Here is a 19,663-nt window from a genome sequence, read left to right as displayed (position 1 = left end):
TAGAGTGGTTTTCTTTTTATTATGATTGTATTTTTGAAAATACGTATATGAGAAGTTCAATTGTGAAAATAACTAAAACAGATAGTCCGAATAAAGGCATGACAGCGCCTAGTATAACCATCATGACAAAGAAAACGAATATACTTTTCTTATCTCTTTGCTTTGGAGGGGCTGCTAATTTTCCTTTCGGCCTTCTTGCTAACCACATTTTTATTCCGTAATAAATGAGAAGTAATAAAGATAATGTCGTTAGTAAGCATAATATTTTATTTGGCCATCCGAATAAATGACCTTCATGAAGCGGGATACCGTAAGTGAACCATTGTGCCAATAAGCCATAATCACGATAGTCCGTTTTGGAAATGAGTTCTCCGCTATATTGATCAAAGTAAGCTGTTATTTCTTCATTTGGTGCGACGTGCATACCCGTAATACCAGAACCGCTCGATTTCGAAACGGTGAATACACCTTTCGGATCAGCTGGTAGTGAAATAACATATGGCTTTTTTATTACAATTCCTTTTTGTAATGTATCAACTGAAATTGCTTTTGGCTCATTTGAATTAGATTCAGGAGGAGCTTCTTTTCTTGTTGCCCACGGCAATTCTTTTACCTTCGATTCAGGCGGTGCCATATACAACTTTGGATATCCGAGCGATTCATTCGACGATGCAATTTTATAAATTTGGTTACCCATAAATCCTGACCACGGCAATCCAGATGCGACTAACAAAACGAGAGGAATTGTAAATATAATACCGATAATAGAATGACGTCGTTTTGCCTTTTCTCGCTTATTGGATGCCGGTGTGTTTTTGAATTGGCGTATACTCATATACAACCCAGTCACAATTAAAAAGATTGTCCAGCATGCCGCAAGTTCTACAGTATAGTTGACGACAGTGCCACCAACTAAAAGAGAACTATGCAATTCGCGCATTATATTAGCAAACGTTTCACTTGCGTTTTGATCCCCAACAATTTGATTATTACTATCTAAATACACATATTTTTGTTGCCCAGTATATTCATTTGCAATCGTAAGTCTCGTATTATAATCCCCATTAAACTCACTAATTTTCGCCACGCTATAATGTGGATATTTTTTCTCTGTTAAGAAAAGCGAATCAGACATCGAAATAGATTCTGTTTGGGTGCTCTTCCCGAAATATAAATCTTTATAGATGAAATCCTCAACTTCTTCCCGAAATAAATACCCAATTCCGCTCAGTGACAAAGTAATAAGAAGCGGCGTAATAAAAAGTCCAGCATAAAAATGCCAACGCCAAAAAATATAATGAAGCGAACGATTTTGTTTCATACTTTCAGTTCCCCTAACCTTCCCTATATGAATAAACTACTTATTTAATATAGCGAGATTAAGTGTGGATACTTTGAAAGAATTGTGAAGAAAGTTAAAAGTTTTGGGGATTTTTATCGGCGAGACATACAATACGTAATACAAAGCTTAGTTGAGTGAATCAGCTCTTCATTTCCTTTTTGTATCCTGATTTGAAGTGCCTTTTGAAAATAAGTAAGGGCGGTGTGGAAGTCGCCCTCATCCAATTTACTTTTTCCGTAATGTTGGTAGAAGAAGTCCTCATAATTAGGTAAGTCGGGTAGTGTTTGTAGAAGTTCGATAAAGAGTACATTTGCAGCAGGAAATTTTCTTTCCCAATGATATGTATGTGCGAGACGAAGTTTGTTAATAAAAATCCCTTGGATGTTGTCTGTTTGTGTGTAATATTCAATCGCCTCCTGTAAGTAATACTTACTGTCAGAAAGGTTGCCAGCGATTCGTTCATAAACACCGATTAATCCGCAGTTTTTTCCATATAACGGTCCTTTATGTAAATGCTCTTTCAAAAATACAATCCCTTGCTTCATTTCAGCAAGGGATATAGGTTTTTCTCTAAGATTTTCATCAAATGTGTATCCCATTTCAAAAGGTATATTCATTTGGACCTCCTTATATTTTCTACATACATTCTAACAACCGCTTCAGCAAGACATTGAGCGGAATCGACAAAATTCTCACTCGCGACTACATTCAAATCAGTACATGCAATAATAGCGGTATCAACTTCAACTCGCAATTGTAAAACGAGTGTATTCCACAATTCACGAGCTTCTTCAATTTCTCCAGATTTAATACAAGTAATAATTTGATTAATCATTTCTTGCCATTTTTCATGGTGAATGTACTCTATATTACGCTTTGCAATGCCGTCTTGGTAAATCACAGCTTGAACAGTTGCTTCTGTTGCGAGAAGAGCGACTCTTTTTGTATTTTCAGGAATTGCTTTTAACGTTTCATCGACTATATTTAAAATTGGGATAGAAAGAGAACGCTGTAATTCTTCAAAATAAAGATGCGCCGTATTACACGGCATAGCGATAAATTCTACGCCAGTACTTTCAAGTTTTTGTGCCCCTTCAATAATTGCTTTTTTCATCGCCGCATGTTCAATAGGGCGATCCATGTAAAAGGGCGTTGGACAAGAATAAATCATCATATGAGGAAAGTCCATATCATGCTTTGCTCCGTATATTGTTTGGCACCCTGCTATAACTGTATCAACGAATGGTCCAGTTGATTTTGGACCCATTCCTGCTAGTATTCCAATCATTGTTTCGTCTCCTTTAATATGTAATCAAAAACGTTTTCTGCGAACGAGAAAAAGAAATAAAGTAAGTAATAAAAATGAATAGACGATAGCCCAAGCTGTGAGCCAGAGAGTATGAGTAAGTATATTATATTTGTATTGTCCAAGCATTAGAAAGCTTTCGACAGGTGGTAAAAACCATAGTAACTCTTTTTTAAATCGTATAGATGCAATCGTTATAAGTAATATAAATGTAAGGCTAAGCCAAGCAGTACTTGCTTTTTGAATAATATTTCTTGTAAATAATGTCGCGATTGAAATCCCTAGTATAGAGAAAGACATATGAGCGAGAAATCCGACTAGAAATAAAGAAGCTGTCATTTTTTCATTAAACATTTGCAAAATAATTGGGTAGATTACGGATATAAAAGATAACACAGTACAAATGAGGAGAGCCGTAATATATTTACCAACGTATAATGCAGAAATATTATTTGTGTGTGAAATAGTGATTTGTTCTTGTACAGGGTCTTCAGTATGAAAAATTGTGACCGTAATCCAGGCAGATAATAAATAAAGTGCGAGTGCTGTTTCTAAATATGTCGGTACAATAGGGGGCGGCTTATATGTATATACAAAAAGTAAGCTTATACAGTACATTGCAATAGGAGGAATGTACTTATACGATTTTGTGTAGTCGAGAAAATGGTAACGAATAAGCGCGAACATAATAAACCTTCTTTCGATTTAAAAATTAGATTGTAGCAGTGTGATAGATGCTTTTTTATGTAATAAAAACTGAAGCATTTCGTTTGTATACTCTTTTTCGATTTGTAATTGAATGAGGTTTTGATTTGAATTGTGTGTAACGTGTATACATCCTAATTGCTGTTGTAGTTCTATCGCTGAAAATGTTTCGTGAACGATTGCCTCAATATAGACTTGTTCTGTTGATTTTTGCACAGAGGCGTCTTCCGAAATTGTATGATTAGCTAACGTCACAATTCTATCGGCGAAGTTTTTTAGTAGTTGTTTTTCGTGACATGTGAAGAGTACTGATATACCTTGTTGTTTTAATGAAAGTAAAATGTGCTCTAGTTCTTGCTGAGAGTTAGGATCGAGACCAGAAAGAGGTTCATCCAAAATTAATAAATGGACGTCTGTAAGTAATGCTTGCATAATGCCTGTTTTTTGTTTCATACCTTTTGAAAAGTTTCGTACAACGGAATGCCTTGCATAATGTAAGTGAAAAGATTCAAGGAGTATCGGAATTTTATTTCTTAAATATTTTGTTGATAAACCGTGAATATGGCCGAGATGATATAAATAATCTTCTAATGTAAAACGAATCCCTTCAGGAAAATGTTCAGGTACATAGCCGATTTGTATGTGTTCTTTTTTTTGAAGTGTCCCTGCTGTAGGTGAAATAAATCCTGCAATTATTTTGAGTAAAGTACTTTTTCCAGTCCCGTTCCCACCAATAATAGCGAGTGCTTCGCCTTCTGGAATGGATAAATCAATGTTGTCTAGTATGAGTGATTTGTCGTACTTCTTTTGAATTCCCCTTAGTTCTACTAGCAAAGTTCCAGCCTTCTTTCTTCCAATATTATATATATCCATTATATAGGAGAATAAGAAAAAGACGTGCAGTGAATGCATGTCTTTTTTTGTTATGTTGTGTCGAATCGTTGATATATTATCGTTTCTCAATCGCCACAATAAATGGCGGATTATTTTGCTGGTTAATGAAGCCGTATCGCAAAACGTGAGCTTGTTTTTGATCTAGTTCTTCTGCAAATTTGAGAACAGCGTCGCGTTCTACTTGTCCTTCTGGGTGTCCGTGGTAAATGACAAGGACGATGATACCTTCTGGTGCCATTACGTCTAATAATTGTTCGATAGCCGAGATTGTTGAGTTCGGTTTTGTGACGATATGTTTGTCTCCGCCAGGAAGGTAACCTAAGTTGAAGATTGCGCCTGTTACTTTTCCTTTTGCATCTTCTGGTAATACGGATACAAGTGTATCGTGACTATCGTGAACTAAAACAGTACGTTCAAAAAGTCCTTTTTCTTTTAGACGGATAGTAGAGCTTTCGATTGCTTCTTTTTGAATATCAAATCCAAATACTTTTCCGTTATCTCCAACGATTTCAGCTAGGAAGCAAGTGTCATGACCATTGCCGAGTGTTGCGTCTACAGCGTAATCTCCTTCTTTAACAGCCGTTTGCAGCAGCGTGCGAGCAAACGGTAATACACGCTCTAATTTCATTTTTGTTTCTCCTCATTTGCATATTTTCCTTGCCAGCTTCCGCGGCGTACAAATTCTGCATCGATGGAATTTAATACTTCCCATTTATTTAAGCTCCACATTGGGCCGATCATTAAATCAGGTGGACCGTCACCTGTGATGCGGTGCACAATTACGTCTTCTGGAATAATTTCAAGTTGGTCAACAACGAGACTTACATAATCCTCAAGAGAAAGGAATTCTAGTTGTCCTTTTTCATATTGCTTCACCATCGGCGTTCCTTTTAATAAATGAAGTAAATGAATTTTAATTCCTTGTACGTCAAGCTTCGCTACTTCACGAGCTGTTTCCATCATCATGTCGTAATCTTCAAGTGGAAGACCGTTAATAATATGAGAACAAACTCGAATGCCATGCTTGCGTAATTTATTAACACCTTCCACATAAGACGGATAATCGTGAGCGCGATTAATAAGGTTTGCAGTTCGTTCATGAACAGTTTGTAATCCGAGTTCAACCCAAAGGTACGTGCGTTTATTTAAGTCCGCTAAATATTCAACGACATCGTCTGGTAAGCAATCTGGACGAGTTGCGATAGAAAGACCGACAACGTCTTTTTCTGCTAGAAGCGGTTCGAATTTTTCTTTTAACACTTCAAGTGGTGCATGTGTATTTGTGTACGCTTGGAAATAAGCGATACATTTTCCATCTTTCCACTTTGAGCGCATTTTTTCTTTCATTTCATGATATTGCGTTATAACATCATCGCGGCGATCACCAGCGAAGTCACCAGATCCGGCAGCACTGCAAAATGTACAACCGCCATAAGCTACTGTACCGTCACGGTTCGGACAATCGAAGCCAGCATCTAATGAAACTTTAAAGATTTTTTCACCAAATTCATTTCGTAAATGGTAATTCCATGTATGATAACGTTTATTGTCGTTTGTATATGGAAAAGGGTTTTGAACCTTCATTACTTTCCCTCCTAGGCCGAGTCAAAATGAAACAAAATCCATTATAACATACTCATAAGGTAGAGATGGAAGGGACACACTAAAGGGGAATTGAAGCAAGGAGGGACAATTATGGCAGAGCGTCAATCACTTGAATCGTATATTACACAAGCGGAACAAGCGGTGGAATATGCGAAAGAACAATTAGATCTTGGTATGAGACAAGAGCATTACAATACGTTGGAGTATGGAGATGCGCAGTTACAATTAGAACAAGCATATAACGATTTACAAACGATGCAACAACATGCAAATGATGAGCAACGTGAGCAGTTAAATAGAGCACGTATGGCAATTCGCCAATTGCAACATCAAATGATTATTACACCGCACTAATAAGGAGTGAATGTAATGGCGAAACGTTCAGATCAAAATAACCCAGAGCAAAAAACGCAAAATGGGCATAACGCTGAATTTTCAAATGAGCTTGATCCAGTTGTTCAAGTGAAACAGCGTAACAGTAAAAAAGGACAACCTCAAAAATCGAAGCAATCAGAGTAGACCAGGTCGCAATATGACCTGGTTTTATTTTATCCCGCTATTTGTGGGCAGTAAGACTCCCACCTCAAAATTCGGCTGGAGCAAAGAAGTTAGATGGGAGTCGGGCTGCCCGTAGACGCCCGATTGGTGAGGGCTGATTAAAGTTTCACTTTATTATATTACAATAATGTAAGATTTCTGTAAGGTTTGTCGATAGTTATAAGCCCACTTCTCCAGTAGAGTAAGGAAGGATTAAATTTTATACAAGGAGTTGCTTTATGGGGAACAATATTACAAACAAACGAATTGATGAGTTAGATTACATTCGTGGTTTCGCACTACTGGGGATTATTTTAGTAAATATTCTTGCACTACTTAACATTAAAATTCCAGATCCTAATACAGTGGATGCGAGTTATCAAAGATTTCTATACTTATTTGTAGAAGGTCGTTTCTTCTCAATCTTCTCATTCTTATTTGGGGTAGGATTCTATATCTTTATTTCAAGAGCGATTGCGAAGGGGAAAAATGGATATGTTTTATTTTTACGCCGTGTAGTTGCGCTATTTATTTTGGGCTACATTCATCAAATGTTTCAACCTGGAGAAGCGTTAACGCTATATGCAATTTACGGGTTAATCGTTTTACCGTTTTATAAAGTGAAAAAAGAAGTGAACTTAGTAATCGGTCTTATTTTGACGATTACCTTTAGTGTACTTGCTGCGAAAGAATTTCTGCCGCTAAGTTTAATTTTATTAGGGCTTGCTGCAGGGCAGTATAAAGTATTTGAAAATCTTTCAGCGAAAATAAAGCAAGTCGCTATTTTTACAGGCATTATGTTTGTTTTAAGTGTTGTAGCTTTATGGTATCAATATGGGCACGTCCCTGCTGCTCCATTTGTAAATATGATACTTGAGAATGAGGATGGGACAATGGATGCTGCAAGCCAATTCTTAAGAATTGGTATTACAGTTGGAACAATTATTTCAGCTTTCTATGTTGGAGCATTAATTTTACTGCTTCAATTAAAACCAGTTCAAACATTGTTAGCACCACTGAAGTACTATGGTCGTATGGCTTTAACGAATTATATTGGACAAACTGCAATGATTTTAATTGCAGGAAGTGTATTTAACTTTGCAGGAAACTTAACGTACATGCAGACGTTATATGTATGTATCGCAATCTATGCAATTCAAATTGTGTTTAGTGTAATTTGGATGAAAATCTTTAAAATGGGTCCACTAGAATGGATTTGGCGTGTTGTTACGTATTGGACGGTAACACCTTTAAAGAAATAAAGAGAGAAGTGGGCTGTTCCTTTTGTGGAACAGTCTATTTTTTATTGTCATCTTTTTCGGTCAGTCGATATTACTTGTCGAATCGCTAATAAAATTTCGTTTCCCAATGAACCTTACACACTCATCTTTTTATATTACAAAAGTGTAAGGTAAATGTAATGTTAACAAATAGCAGTTCCTCTCCAAAAGGCGCAAAATAGGTAATGGAAAAACAAGCGTAGGAGGATATATATGACGAAACCAGTTGTAGACGTGAAAAACGTCCAAAAAGTGTACGGTAAAAAAGGTGAGAACCAATCACATGCGTTAAAAGGTGTATCATTCTCAATTCAAGAGGGTGAGTTTGTAGGAATTATGGGGCCATCTGGTTCTGGTAAAACGACATTATTAAATGTAATTTCAACGCTTGATAAAGCAACGGGTGGTGTTGTTGAAATTGCGGGTACGGATATTACGAAAATGAAGCAAGGAGAGCTTTCAGATTTCCGTTCACAAAAATTAGGATTCATTTTCCAAGACTTTAATTTATTAGAGAATTTATCTATTTATGAAAACATTGCACTTCCATTATCTCTTCAAGGTGTCTCATCACGAAATATTGGACCGAAAGTAGAAAAAGTAGCAGATATGTTAGGTATTTCAGCAATTCTTCAAAAATATCCATCTGAAGTATCTGGTGGACAAAAGCAACGTTCAGCAGCAGCACGTGCATTAGTACATGAGCCTGCAATTATTTTAGGGGACGAGCCAACAGGAGCGCTTGATTCTAAAAATGCAGCAAGTTTACTTGATGCGATGACAAACTTAAATGAAGAACAAGGCGTATCGATTATGATGGTTACGCATGATCCTTACAGTGCAAGTTACTGTCAGCGCATTTTATTCATTCAAGATGGTGAGCTATATAAAGAAATTCACCGCGGTGGTACGCGTGAAGAATTCTATAAAGAAATTTTAGATGTACTTGCAGATTTAGGTACACAAAAAGCGTAAGAAAGGAGGTACAAGCATGTTATTCAAACTTTCCATGTCAGGACTAAAAAGTAAGCTGAAAGATTATATCGTTTTACTTGTCGGTCTTGTCATGTCGATTTCAATTTTTTATATGTTTCAAACGTTAGCGCTTAATGAAGCGTTTATCGAATCTAATTCAGTGATTAAGTCTATTGGATTCGTATTCCAAGCAGGTTCATTTTTACTAGCAATAATAACCTTCTTCTATATTTTATATGCGAACTCTTTCTTACTATCTCTTCGTCAAAAAGAGTTTGGTATGTATATGATGTTAGGAGCAAAAAAGCATAAAGTTACATTACTTATGTTTATTGAAACAATTGTATTAGGAGCTGCGTCTCTTGCGGTTGGACTTGCAGTTGGTGTAGGACTTGCAGAAGGTATCGGGCAGTTATTAATGAAACAACTCGAATTTGCGGGTGAAGGTTATAAAGCATTTTATCTGCCATCTATGACTGTTACTTGCATCTTCTTCTTTGCACTATTTGTATTATCAGCAATTATGAATAGTATTAAATTATCTCGTATTTCTGTATTACAACTTGTACATGCAGATGCGCAAACAGAGCGAGTTGCAGTAAAAGGAAAAATGACAGGTGTAGTTGCATTCCTTGCTGTTATTTTATTAGGCATTGGATATGCAGCTATGATCAATATGGAAACGTTAAGAGAAATGGGAATCCTTATCGCATTAATTACAACAACAGCTGGTACTTACATGCTATTTGGATCACTTCTTCCAGTCATTATTAAAAAGTTAAAAAGTAATAAGAAGCGTAGTGAAAAAGGGCTTAATGCTTTTACATTTGCACAATTAAACTTCCGTATTAATAGCTTAACAAAGGTGCTTGCGACAGTAGCGATGTTAGTTGCTCTTGGAGCTGGTGCAATTTCAGGTGGTATGGCGTTTAAAAATAACGTTATAAAAATGGTTGATGGTTTCGTAATATATGATTCAGTAGTTCATAATCCAACTGCTGAAGAAAAGAAAATTTTAGACGGTATTACATTTAAAGAGAAAAGCGAATATCGTTACAAAGTCGATGATAAATACGTTTACTATGTAAAAGAGGATTTAGAGAAAAATCGTCCTGTAGTAAAAGATATGGAAAACATGAAGTCGATGAAGGATTTAGTAAAAACGAAAAAAGTTTCAGAGGAACTGCCAGTAGGTGCAGTTTCTAGAGAAATGAATGAAAAAGATGCGAACGCTAAAGAGCTTCCACAACAATGGGACGAGGCTTTCAGAACAATCGAGCCATTCTACGTACATGAAGATCATGCAATTAAAATTGTAGATCAAAAAATGTACGATACTGTAAATGGTAAAGCAGGAATCGTATTTACTGGAAAAACAGATGATTTTGAAGCACACACAAAAGAATGGAAAAAACTTGACGAGTTGCAACTAGATAAATATAAAAATGTAGCAGCTGAAAGATTAGATAGTAAATATCAAGCTTACGACATGTTCTATGGCGTTGCGAGCGGAACGGTGTTTATGGGATTCTTCCTTGGAATTGCTTTCTTAGCAATGATGGCAAGTTGTTTAATGTTTAAAATTCTTTCTGGGGCATCAAAAGATATTACGCGTTATCAAATGCTTCGTAAAATCGGGGTGCGCCGTGAATTATTAACAAAATCAATTTATAAAGAATTATTCTTAGTATTCCTATTCCCAGCAATTGTAGGTATTGCTCACGTATTAGTCGGTATGAATATTTTCGGATTTATTTTAATCGATCCGTACTTCCGTATTTGGGTACCAATCGTAATTTTCGTAGTTATTTACACGATTTATTACTTCATTACCGTTCAATTGTATAAAGGAATTGTTCTTCCGAAAGAAGATTAATAAAAAACCGAGCGAAACTGCTCGGTTTTTATTATTTTCAGAAAAAACGATTTAATGTTACTGAAATATATAATATAATATAAATAAGTAACATAAAATAAAAGTAGAAGCAGCTGGATAAGGAAAGGAGGAATCCGATCTGTAGAAAGAAGCTGAACCTTTTATCCCCACACTTTTTTCTAACCACACCGTATTTGTACAATCGTAAGTTTCCACATTAAAAATTGCCGAGACCACAGAAGTATATTGTAAAAATAATGGATAAGACATGGAAATCCCATAGCATGATAAGGTAAAATGGACAACATAATGAGAAAATTACCGTTCATAAGATGAGGAGAAAACATGTATGGAAGTTGTAGAGGCATTGAAAGATATAAACCAAATTGAGGATATGAAAAAATATTTAAAAGAGCACTCGCAGCGAGATTATCTTTTATTTGTTATTGGGATTAACACTGGATTAAAAATTACTGAGCTATTAAGTATTAAATTTGAAGATGTATTAAATGAAGATAGAACTGTTAAAGATTTTTATTCTCTTCCTGTGAAAGATGAAAAGTTTAAACAAGATATTTATTTAAATACAAAAGTAAAAGAAGCGCTTTTAGCGTACGTACAATCTTTTGATATTCAAAGAGAAAACTACGTATTTCAATCGAACAAAACAACAAATTCAATCTCACGCCAACAAGCGTATCGTGTTATCCATAGCGCAGCTGAAGCGGTCGGAATACTTGGTAAGATTGGAACGAACTCAATGCGAAAAACATTTGGATTTCATGCATATAAAAGAGGAATAGCAATCGCACTGTTGCAAAAACATTTCCATCACGCGACTCCATCAGAAACATTAAAGTATTTAGGAATCTCGAAAGATGAAAAGTTTAAGACAGAGATTGATGTAGATTTGTAAAAAGGGAAGAGCCGTAACTAAAAAATTTTAGGAGGCGGGAATATGAATATTAGAGAGAGTGAACTACCGGGCATTGGATGTAAATTTGAAGTTATAACAAAGGGTAATGAAAAAATGGTTATCGTTATTCATGATGATGGCCGAAGAGAAATGTATCATTTTGATGCGGATCACGATGAGAGTATTTCAAGCATTTCTCTTCGTGATTCTGAAGCAAGACAAATTGCGGCTATATTAGGCGGAATGGTATATAGACCACAAGCTTTAGACACAATTGAGATGGCTTTTGAAGGGTTATCAATTGAATGGTTTAAAGTAGAAAATAACGCACCAGTTGTGCAAAAAACAATTGGCAGTTTAAGTGTTCGAAAAACATATAACGTAACAATCATTGCTATTTTGAAAAAGAATATGAAGAAATTTTTCAATCCAGGTCCAGACTCTATTATTGAAGCTGGCGATATGCTCGTGTTGTCGGGTGAAAGACATGAAGTGAAAAGAATTATTAATGAATTGCTTTCAGCAGGAGGTGATTCATAATCGATGGATACTTTAATCTTTGAAGTTGGAACTGCGTTAGTATTAGTAGCTTTTGCAGCTATCCTCGCTGCAAAGTTAAAGTTCTCGATTATTCCGTTTCTCATTATACTCGGTATGTTAGTGGGGCCCCATGCCCCTGATTTAGGACTTATCGATTTAAGGTTTATTGAAAGCGGAGAAGTTATTTCCTTTCTCGGCCGTGTTGGCGTCATATTCCTCTTATTCTACTTAGGGTTAGAATTCTCAATAAAAAAATTAATTAAATCAGGAAAGTCGATTGCTTTTGGGGGTAGTGTTCATATATCGCTTAATTTCATATTAGGCTTACTTTATGGATATATAATGGGCTTCCCCTTACTAGAAACATTAATCATTGCTGGAATCATTACAATTTCATCGAGTGCAATTGTAGCGAAAGTAATTGTTGATTTAAGAAGATCTGGTAATAAAGAGACTGAACTAATTTTAGGAATCATTATGTTTGATGATATCTTTTTAGCTGTATATTTGTCAGTTGTTTCAGGATTAGTACTCGGAGGTGCAACATCATTTATAGGTGCCCTTACATCGGTGTTAATCGCAGTAGGGTATATGCTACTATTCTTTGTAATCGCTAGAAAAGCTACGCCGTTCCTAAATAAAGTATTAGATATTTCGTCCAATGAAATTTTTATTATCGTAATATTCGCTATTTTATTCTTTGTGGCTGGATTTTCAGAAACGATTCATGTTGCTGAGGCAATTGGAGCGTTATTATTAGGGCTCGTTTTTTCTGAAACAGAGCATAGTGATCGAATTGAGCATCTCGTCGTCCCGTTTCGTGACTTCTTTGGAGCCATATTTTTCTTCAGCTTCGGTTTAAGTATAGATCCGTTTTCGCTTGGAGGAGCAGTGTGGTTGGCATTAGGAGCAGTTTTCATTACTCTCATCGGTAATTTTACAGCTGGAATGTTTGCGGGGCGTAAAGCTGGATTATCCCATAAGGCGTCTACGAATATTGGTTTAACGCTTGTATCACGAGGTGAATTCTCCATTATTGTCGCGAATATTGGAATTGCGGGTGGCTTAATGGCAACGATTAAACCATTCTCAGCTCTATACGTTTTAATATTGGCATCGTTAGGTCCTTTATTAACGAAAGAGTCTGGGAGAATATACTCTCTATTAGATAAGATATTTAAATGGAGCGCTAAAGAACGTGCGAAGCGAGAAAAAGAAGTTGGATAGTATAGGGGAGACTATGTGAAATTCATGTAGTCTCCCTTTATTTATATATTGTTACTGATGTCGTTCTTTGTCGGTAAGTCGATATATTTTAATAATCGCTGATATATTTCAAGAATCGCTGATATATTTTCAAGCGGCAATCAATATAATTTCATTCACCGACATGCCGTTATCTGAATTTCATCAACTATTAATCAGTTGCCTTCCTATTTAAAAACGACTACAATTTTACTGTTATATATGAACGAAAAAAATAGAATAGGAGGGGAGACTATGCCAAGGAAAGTATGGCTATTAGTAGCTGGGATGATTATTAATGTCACGGGTGCTTCTTTTTTATGGCCTTTTAATACAATTTATTTGCATGATCACCTAGGAAAATCTTTATCAGTGGCCGGAATGGTATTAATGATCAACTCGCTTACTGGTGTAATCGGAAACTTGCTCGGCGGTGTTTTATTTGATAAATGGGGCGGTTATAAATCAATTTTAGTAGGGATTGTCATTACACTCGTATCGATTTTAGGTCTTGTGTTCTTCCACGGATGGCCGTTATATGTTGTGTGGCTAGCATTAATCGGCTTCGGTTCTGGAATGGTCTTCCCATCGATGTATGCGATGGTTGGTACGGTTTGGCCAGAAGGCGGAAGACGAGCGTTTAATGCGATGTATGTTGGACAAAATGTCGGGATTGCGATTGGAACAGCGTGTGGTGGTTTAGTTGCGTCGTATCGTTTTGATTATATTTTCTTAGCGAACTTTATTTTATACTTTGTTTTCTTCTTAATTGCTTTTATTGGATTCCGTGGTATGGAAGACAAAAAAGAGCCAGGGGTACAAAAAGAAGTCGAAACGAAAAAAGGGTGGACGCTTACACCAGGATTCAAAGCACTTCTTATCGTATGTGTAGCATATGCTTTATGCTGGGTTACATACGTACAGTGGCAAGGTGCAATCGCAACACATATGCAAGAATTAAATATTAGCCTTCGTCACTATAGTTTATTATGGACGATAAACGGAGCGATGATTGTTTGTGCGCAGCCGCTTGTTAGTATGCTAATTCGCTGGATGAAGCGTTCTTTAAAGCAACAAATTATGATTGGAATTGTCATTTTTGCGGCGTCATTCATTGTGTTAAGCCAAGCGCAGCAATTTACGATGTTCCTCGTTGCGATGGTGACATTAACAATTGGTGAATTATTCGTATGGCCAGCAGTTCCGACCATTGCAAATATACTTGCACCAAAAGATAAATTAGGATTTTATCAAGGGGTCGTAAATAGTGCGGCGACTGTAGGGAAAATGTTCGGACCGGTCGTTGGCGGAGCAATTGTTGATATATACAATATGGAAGTATTGTTTATAGCGATCATGGTAATGCTTGTAGTAGCGCTTATTGCAACGAGTATTTACGATAAACGAGTAAAAGTAGAAGAAGCAGTTGAAGAAAAAATTGCAGTTTAGTTTGACGGAACATGCAACATGTTTTAGAATATATTTAAATTAACTCATATTTGTAATAACAGTGAGAAGGAGTAGTAGTAATAGAAGCTGGTTTAGAGAGTTGACGGTCGGTGCAAGTCAATCCACGTTTCGTTATGAACTCGCCTTTGAGTTGCAGTTGTGAAACTAATAGTAGCAATTGCCGTTAATCCACGTTACGGATCTAAGCGAATGTATATATTACATTAATTTAGGGTGGTACCGCGGGAATCTATAACCTCTCGTCCCTTTCTAGGGATGAGAGGTTTTTTGTATTTTGGGCGGTGAAAATAAATAGAATTTCAAGGAGGGTATCTCATGAGCTTTAATCATCAAGAAATTGAGAAGAAGTGGCAAGGTCATTGGGAAGAGAATAAAACATTCCGTACGCCAGATGAGACAGAAAAACCAAAATTTTATGCGCTAGATATGTTCCCATATCCATCAGGTGCAGGCTTACACGTAGGTCATCCAGAAGGTTATACAGCGACAGATATTTTATCTCGTATGAAGCGTATGCAAGGATATAACGTTCTTCATCCAATGGGATGGGATGCATTTGGTCTTCCAGCAGAGCAATATGCACTTGATACTGGAAACAGCCCGGCAGAATTTACAGAGCTTAATATTAATACGTTCCGTAATCAAATTAAAGCATTAGGCTTCTCTTATGATTGGGATCGTGAAGTAAATACAACAGATCCAAACTACTACAAGTGGACACAATGGATCTTCCTAAAATTATTTGAAAAAGGCTTAGCTTACGTTGATGAAGTACCTGTAAACTGGTGCCCAGCACTTGGTACAGTACTTGCGAACGAAGAAATAATTGACGGTAAGAGTGAGCGTGGTGGGCATCCAGTTGAACGTCGTCCGATGAGACAGTGGATGTTAAAAATTACAGCTTACGGAGATCGTCTATTAGAAGATCTTGATGAGCTTGATTGGCCAGAAAGCTTAAAAGATATGCAGCGTAACTGGATCGGTCGTTCTGAAGGTGCAGAAGTACACTTCAACATTGACGGTACAGACGAGAAATTCACAGTTTTCACAACGCGTCCTGATACATTATTTGGTGCAACATACTGTGTACTTGCTCCAGAGCATGCTCTTGTTGCAGACATTACAACAGCAGATCAAAAAGAAGCTGTAGAAGCTTACATTAACTCTGTTAAAATGAAGAGCGATTTAGAGCGTACAGAACTTGCGAAAGAGAAAACTGGTGTATTCACTGGTGCTTACGCAGTTAACCCAGTAAACGGTGAGAAATTACCAATCTGGATCGCTGATTACGTTCTTGCAACTTACGGAACAGGTGCTGTAATGGCAGTTCCAGCTCACGATGAGCGTGATTATGAATTCGCATCAGTATTCAATCTTCCAATGAAAGAAGTTGTAAAAGGCGGAGACATTACGAAAGAAGTGTACACAGGTGATGGTGCACACGTAAACTCAGCATTCCTTGATGGTTTAAATAAAGAAGAAGCAATCGTAAAGATGATTGAATGGCTTGAAGTAACGAGCGCAGGAAATCAAAAAGTAACGTACCGTCTACGTGACTGGTTATTCAGCCGTCAACGTTACTGGGGTGAGCCAATTCCAGTAATCCACTGGGAAGATGGCACAATGACAGCTGTGAAAGAAGAAGAATTACCATTAGTTCTTCCAAAAACAGAAAACATCCGTCCTTCAGGTACAGGTGAATCACCACTAGCTAACATTGAAGAGTGGGTAAATGTTGTTGATCCTGAAACTGGTAAAAAAGGTCGTCGTGAAACAAACACAATGCCACAATGGGCTGGTAGCTGCTGGTACTACCTACGCTACATCGATCCAAACAATAGCGAAGCACTTGTAGACCCTGAAAAAGTAAAACAATGGCTTCCAGTTGATATTTATATCGGCGGAGCAGAGCACGCAGTACTTCACTTACTATATGCTCGTTTCTGGCATAAAGTATTATATGATATCGGTGTAGTTCCAACGAAAGAACCGTTCCAACAATTATTCAACCAAGGTATGATTCTAGGTGAAAACAACGAGAAAATGAGTAAATCAAAAGGTAACGTTGTAAACCCTGATGATATCGTAGCAAGCCACGGTGCAGATACACTTCGTCTATACGAAATGTTCATGGGACCATTAGATGCTTCAATTGCTTGGTCTGAAAATGGTCTTGACGGAGCTCGTCGCTTCCTAGACCGCGTATGGCGCCTATTCATTCAAGATAACGGTGAATTAAGTGAGAAAATTACTGATGCACCAAACAAAGATCTTGAAAAAGCTTACCACCAAACAGTGAAGAAAGTAACAGAAGACTATGCAGAGCTTCGCTTCAACACAGCGATTTCTCAAATGATGGTATTCATCAACGATGCATACAAAGCTGAAACACTTCCGAAAGAATATGTAGAAGGTTTCGTAAAAATGATTGCACCAGTTGCACCTCACATCGGGGAAGAGCTATGGAGCAAACTTGGATACAGTGAAACAATCACATATGCAAGCTGGCCAACATTTGATGAGTCTAAACTTGTAGAAGATGAAGTTGAAATCGTTGTTCAAATTATGGGCAAGGTTCGCGCAAAACTAACAATGAGTAAAGACGCATCAAAAGAAGAAATGGAACAACTTGCACTTGAGGCAATCAAAGAACAAATTGAAGGGAAAACAGTTCGTAAAGTAATTGTTGTTCCTGGAAAACTTGTTAACGTTGTTGCAAACTAATTCATTTTAAAGAAAAACTCAGAGCATTTATGCTCTGAGTTTTTTTGCGTGAAAAATAAGTTCTGGATTACCTTCATCTAGGTTTTCAATTATTCCACTGCGTATAAAACCGTTCGCTTTAAACACTTTTTGCATACTTTCATTCGACTCGTTCGTTGAAGAAAAGATTTTTTGAGTAGGGGAATGCCTTAACATATATGAGATTAATGAGCTTGCATGACCTCTCCTTCTTTTGACTGGCGAAACAATTATTAATGAGAGGAAAGTACAATCAAAGAAATTTGTATCGTATGTTAGAAAACCAGAAATGGAATTGTCCTCTTTTGTAATTATGCAGTTTCCTGCATCAATAGCGTGTTTAATATAATTTCGTCTACTATCGTTTCCAATTACATCCATATCTATATGAACAATTGAACCTAAATCGTCGATTGAAGCCTTTGTTACGTTCTCCAAAGAAAATGCCCCCTTTCAAGTGAAAGAAAAATAATCAGTCCATTAATCCTATCATGAATGAAGAACGAAGAAAAAGGTGCGGAATTCCCATATAGACAAACACCTATTCTTCTATAGGAAATATGATAAAAAAGGTAGGTTAAATTGAGCAGAAGAGGTGAAAGGAATGAAAGGGATGGACAATAATGCACCACATGGCTTCTTCGGAGGTGTATCGGATAGTTATGGACAAATGATGTTCATGGGAGGAGATGGTCAACACGGATATGGCGGAATCCCAAGTTGGATGGGAGGAGCCGCTGGAGGATTTCCGACGTCAGTGGCTGGCATGCAAACTGGAATGCCAACACTAACAGGAGGATTCCCGACATCAGTGGCTGGCATGCAAACTGGAATGCCAACACTAACAGGAGGATTCCCGACATCAGTGGCTGGCATGCAAACTGGAATGCCAACACTAACAGGAGGATTCCCGACATCAGTGGCTGGCGCACAAACTGGAATTCCAGTAGGTGTACCAACTACATTCCCTTCTTTCGTAGGAGGAGCACAAGGAGGAGTGCCTGTAGGTATGCCAACTACATTTCCATCTGTTGTGGGAGGTGTACAAACAGGATTTCCTGTACCAACTGGCGTCGGTGTTGTAGCTGGTGGAGTCGGCGGCGTTCCTCAAGGTGTTCACGGTCATCATGTGCACCACGGTCATCATCAACATCATGGCCATCAACAGCATCACGGTCATCATATGCACCACGGTCATCATCAACATCATGGCCATCAACAGCATCACGGCCATCAGCAGCATCATGGCCATCAACAGCATCATGGCCATCAACAGCACCATGGTCATCAGCAACAAGTACATCACCAAGGCCAACACCAAATTCATCCACAGGCTGTCCTTTATCAAACTCATCAAACTCATCATGGTCACCACGGTCAACATCATCACCACGGTCAACATCACCACCACGGTCAACATCATCACCAAGGCCAACATCAGCAACAAGTACATCACCAAGGCCATCACCAAGTTCATCCGCAGGCTGTCCTTTATCAAACTCATCAAAGTCATCATCATGGTCACCACGGTCAACATCACCACCATGGTCAACATCACCACCAAGGTCAGCAGCAACACCAAGGTCAACAGCAACAACAATATCAACAATATCAGCAACAACAACAGCCTTGGACTGGTGGAGTTGGAGCAGGAGCAGGGACGGCAGCAGGAACAGCTGGTATTGCAGGAGCAGCAGGACACGCGGGTCATTAATGAATTACGTGAAAAATATATCGGTGAAAAAAGACATAATAAAAAACTGCTAGGAGATCCTAGCAGTTTTTTTCCGCCTCTTGACGCTGGCGTTCAATTTCAGCACGAAGTTGTGGTTCAGGTGCTTGCCATCCTTCTGGTTTTAAAATTTTGCCATCGCCTTCACGGAATCGAGGCTTTCCATCAGGGAATAGTTTTGCCATGTTGGCATTGTTTACAATTTCAAATCCTTTATCTGGACGTACGCCCATTTCTGCAAACGTTCCGAATGCAAAGTAAATAAGGTCAATAAGTGCATCATATTGATCTTCAACAGTCGTTGCTTCTAGAAATTCTTCTAGCTCTTCTTGCATAAAACTTGCACGAATTTTTGCACGCTCTTCTGTTAGTTTTGTTGGAGTGTTTGTCACAGGATGTCCGAATACTTCGTGCATTTTCGCAACAAGTTCGTACCCTTTATCTAAACCTTTTTCGTTTGTCATGTTGTTTCATCCTTTCTTACGTTATGCCGAAGTT

General features: G+C 37.6%; 20 protein-coding genes and 1 other annotated feature. Of the genes, 11 read left to right on the top strand and 9 right to left on the bottom strand.

Translation table 11 applies throughout. From position 1 onward, the window contains the following. Nucleotides 1–19: 19 nt before the first annotated feature. The 7 genes from ACP6L7_RS20650 to mnmL form a co-directional block, all read right to left on the bottom strand. Complete coding sequence (locus ACP6L7_RS20650) at nucleotides 20–1,321, bottom strand: PepSY-associated TM helix domain-containing protein (protein WP_097829606.1); 1,302 nt, start codon at nucleotides 1,319–1,321, stop codon at nucleotides 20–22. A 113-nt stretch (nucleotides 1,322–1,434) separates the two neighbouring features. Next, a complete protein-coding gene (locus tag ACP6L7_RS20645) occupies nucleotides 1,435–1,959 on the bottom strand; it encodes a tetratricopeptide repeat protein (RefSeq protein ID WP_071744442.1) in 525 nt (174 codons plus the stop codon). Continuing rightward, nucleotides 1,956–2,630, bottom strand: coding sequence for an aspartate/glutamate racemase family protein (locus ACP6L7_RS20640; protein ID WP_097829607.1), 675 nt, complete (start codon nucleotides 2,628–2,630; stop codon nucleotides 1,956–1,958). The genes ACP6L7_RS20645 and ACP6L7_RS20640 overlap by 4 nt, the downstream gene beginning before the upstream one ends. A gap of 24 nt (nucleotides 2,631–2,654) precedes the next feature. Further along, on the bottom strand, nucleotides 2,655–3,335 hold the full coding sequence (locus tag ACP6L7_RS20635; protein WP_097829608.1) for an ABC transporter permease: 681 nt from the start codon (nucleotides 3,333–3,335) through the stop codon (nucleotides 2,655–2,657). 18 nt (nucleotides 3,336–3,353) lie between these two features. Beyond that, complete coding sequence (locus ACP6L7_RS20630) at nucleotides 3,354–4,187, bottom strand: ABC transporter ATP-binding protein (RefSeq protein WP_097829609.1); 834 nt, start codon at nucleotides 4,185–4,187, stop codon at nucleotides 3,354–3,356. 115 nt (nucleotides 4,188–4,302) lie between these two features. Beyond that, nucleotides 4,303–4,875, bottom strand: a complete 573-nt coding sequence (gene mnmM / locus ACP6L7_RS20625; RefSeq protein ID WP_097829610.1) for a tRNA 5-(aminomethyl)-2-thiouridylate-methyltransferase MnmM — start codon at nucleotides 4,873–4,875, stop codon at nucleotides 4,303–4,305. Then, nucleotides 4,872–5,831, bottom strand: coding sequence for a tRNA modification radical SAM protein MnmL/YtqA (gene mnmL / locus ACP6L7_RS20620; protein WP_000868033.1), 960 nt, complete (start codon nucleotides 5,829–5,831; stop codon nucleotides 4,872–4,874). Before mnmL ends, mnmM begins: the two co-directional genes overlap by 4 nt. 111 nt (nucleotides 5,832–5,942) lie before the next feature. Between mnmL and ACP6L7_RS20615 the strand changes: the two genes are divergently transcribed. The 10 genes from ACP6L7_RS20615 to leuS all read left to right on the top strand — a co-directional run bounded on the left by ACP6L7_RS20615 (nucleotide 5,943) and on the right by leuS (nucleotide 17,415). Then, nucleotides 5,943–6,206, top strand: coding sequence for a YtzC family protein (locus tag ACP6L7_RS20615; protein WP_061676783.1), 264 nt, complete (start codon nucleotides 5,943–5,945; stop codon nucleotides 6,204–6,206). Nucleotides 6,207–6,221: 15 nt separating this feature from the next. Continuing rightward, complete coding sequence (locus ACP6L7_RS20610; protein ID WP_001129344.1) at nucleotides 6,222–6,371, top strand: hypothetical protein; 150 nt, start codon at nucleotides 6,222–6,224, stop codon at nucleotides 6,369–6,371. 257 nt (nucleotides 6,372–6,628) lie between these two features. Continuing rightward, on the top strand, nucleotides 6,629–7,651 hold the full coding sequence (locus tag ACP6L7_RS20605; protein ID WP_097829611.1) for a DUF418 domain-containing protein: 1,023 nt from the start codon (nucleotides 6,629–6,631) through the stop codon (nucleotides 7,649–7,651). 231 nt (nucleotides 7,652–7,882) lie between these two features. Further along, nucleotides 7,883–8,644, top strand: a complete 762-nt coding sequence (locus tag ACP6L7_RS20600; RefSeq protein ID WP_016106411.1) for an ABC transporter ATP-binding protein — start codon at nucleotides 7,883–7,885, stop codon at nucleotides 8,642–8,644. Between the two features lie 16 nt (nucleotides 8,645–8,660). Beyond that, nucleotides 8,661–10,520: an FtsX-like permease family protein gene (locus tag ACP6L7_RS20595; protein ID WP_097829612.1), complete on the top strand. Its 1,860-nt coding sequence runs from the start codon at nucleotides 8,661–8,663 to the stop codon at nucleotides 10,518–10,520. Between the two features lie 349 nt (nucleotides 10,521–10,869). Next, nucleotides 10,870–11,436: a tyrosine-type recombinase/integrase gene (locus ACP6L7_RS20590; RefSeq protein ID WP_097829614.1), complete on the top strand. Its 567-nt coding sequence runs from the start codon at nucleotides 10,870–10,872 to the stop codon at nucleotides 11,434–11,436. A 42-nt stretch (nucleotides 11,437–11,478) separates the two neighbouring features. Continuing rightward, nucleotides 11,479–11,976, top strand: a complete 498-nt coding sequence (locus tag ACP6L7_RS20585; protein WP_071771091.1) for a cation:proton antiporter regulatory subunit — start codon at nucleotides 11,479–11,481, stop codon at nucleotides 11,974–11,976. 3 nt (nucleotides 11,977–11,979) lie between these two features. Next, the gene (locus ACP6L7_RS20580; RefSeq protein WP_097829615.1) at nucleotides 11,980–13,203 is read left to right on the top strand and encodes a cation:proton antiporter; all 1,224 of its coding nucleotides are present in this window, start codon (nucleotides 11,980–11,982) and stop codon (nucleotides 13,201–13,203) included. 273 nt (nucleotides 13,204–13,476) lie between these two features. Then, nucleotides 13,477–14,670 (top strand): MDR family MFS transporter, encoded by a 1,194-nt coding sequence (locus tag ACP6L7_RS20575; RefSeq protein ID WP_097829616.1) that lies wholly within the window; start codon nucleotides 13,477–13,479, stop codon nucleotides 14,668–14,670. Nucleotides 14,671–14,722: 52 nt separating this feature from the next. Beyond that, nucleotides 14,723–14,941, top strand: a binding site (T-box leader). A gap of 65 nt (nucleotides 14,942–15,006) precedes the next feature. After that, nucleotides 15,007–17,415 (top strand): leucine--tRNA ligase, encoded by a 2,409-nt coding sequence (leuS, locus tag ACP6L7_RS20570; RefSeq protein ID WP_097829617.1) that lies wholly within the window; start codon nucleotides 15,007–15,009, stop codon nucleotides 17,413–17,415. Nucleotides 17,416–17,442: 27 nt separating this feature from the next. Here the strand turns inward: leuS and ACP6L7_RS20565 are convergent, their stop codons facing one another. After that, nucleotides 17,443–17,871 carry a GNAT family N-acetyltransferase gene (locus ACP6L7_RS20565; protein WP_141533502.1) on the bottom strand — a complete coding sequence of 143 codons (429 nt, stop codon included), beginning with the start codon at nucleotides 17,869–17,871 and terminating at the stop codon, nucleotides 17,443–17,445. Between the two features lie 166 nt (nucleotides 17,872–18,037). Here ACP6L7_RS20565 and ACP6L7_RS20560 point away from each other — a divergent pair, with 166 nt between their 5' ends. Continuing rightward, the gene (locus tag ACP6L7_RS20560; RefSeq protein WP_430529365.1) at nucleotides 18,038–19,147 is read left to right on the top strand and encodes a VrrB protein; all 1,110 of its coding nucleotides are present in this window, start codon (nucleotides 18,038–18,040) and stop codon (nucleotides 19,145–19,147) included. Nucleotides 19,148–19,206: 59 nt separating this feature from the next. On the opposite strand, the gene ACP6L7_RS20555 is transcribed toward ACP6L7_RS20560, so the two are convergent. Then, nucleotides 19,207–19,629: a pyrophosphohydrolase domain-containing protein gene (locus ACP6L7_RS20555; RefSeq protein ID WP_000180554.1), complete on the bottom strand. Its 423-nt coding sequence runs from the start codon at nucleotides 19,627–19,629 to the stop codon at nucleotides 19,207–19,209. Nucleotides 19,630–19,663: the final 34 nt, after the last annotated feature.

The sequence above is a fragment of the Bacillus silvicola genome, assembly GCF_050524305.1.
GTDB classification, from domain to species: domain Bacteria; phylum Bacillota; class Bacilli; order Bacillales; family Bacillaceae_G; genus Bacillus_A; species Bacillus_A cereus_AT.
This window is presented reverse-complemented; position numbering and strand designations above follow the sequence as displayed.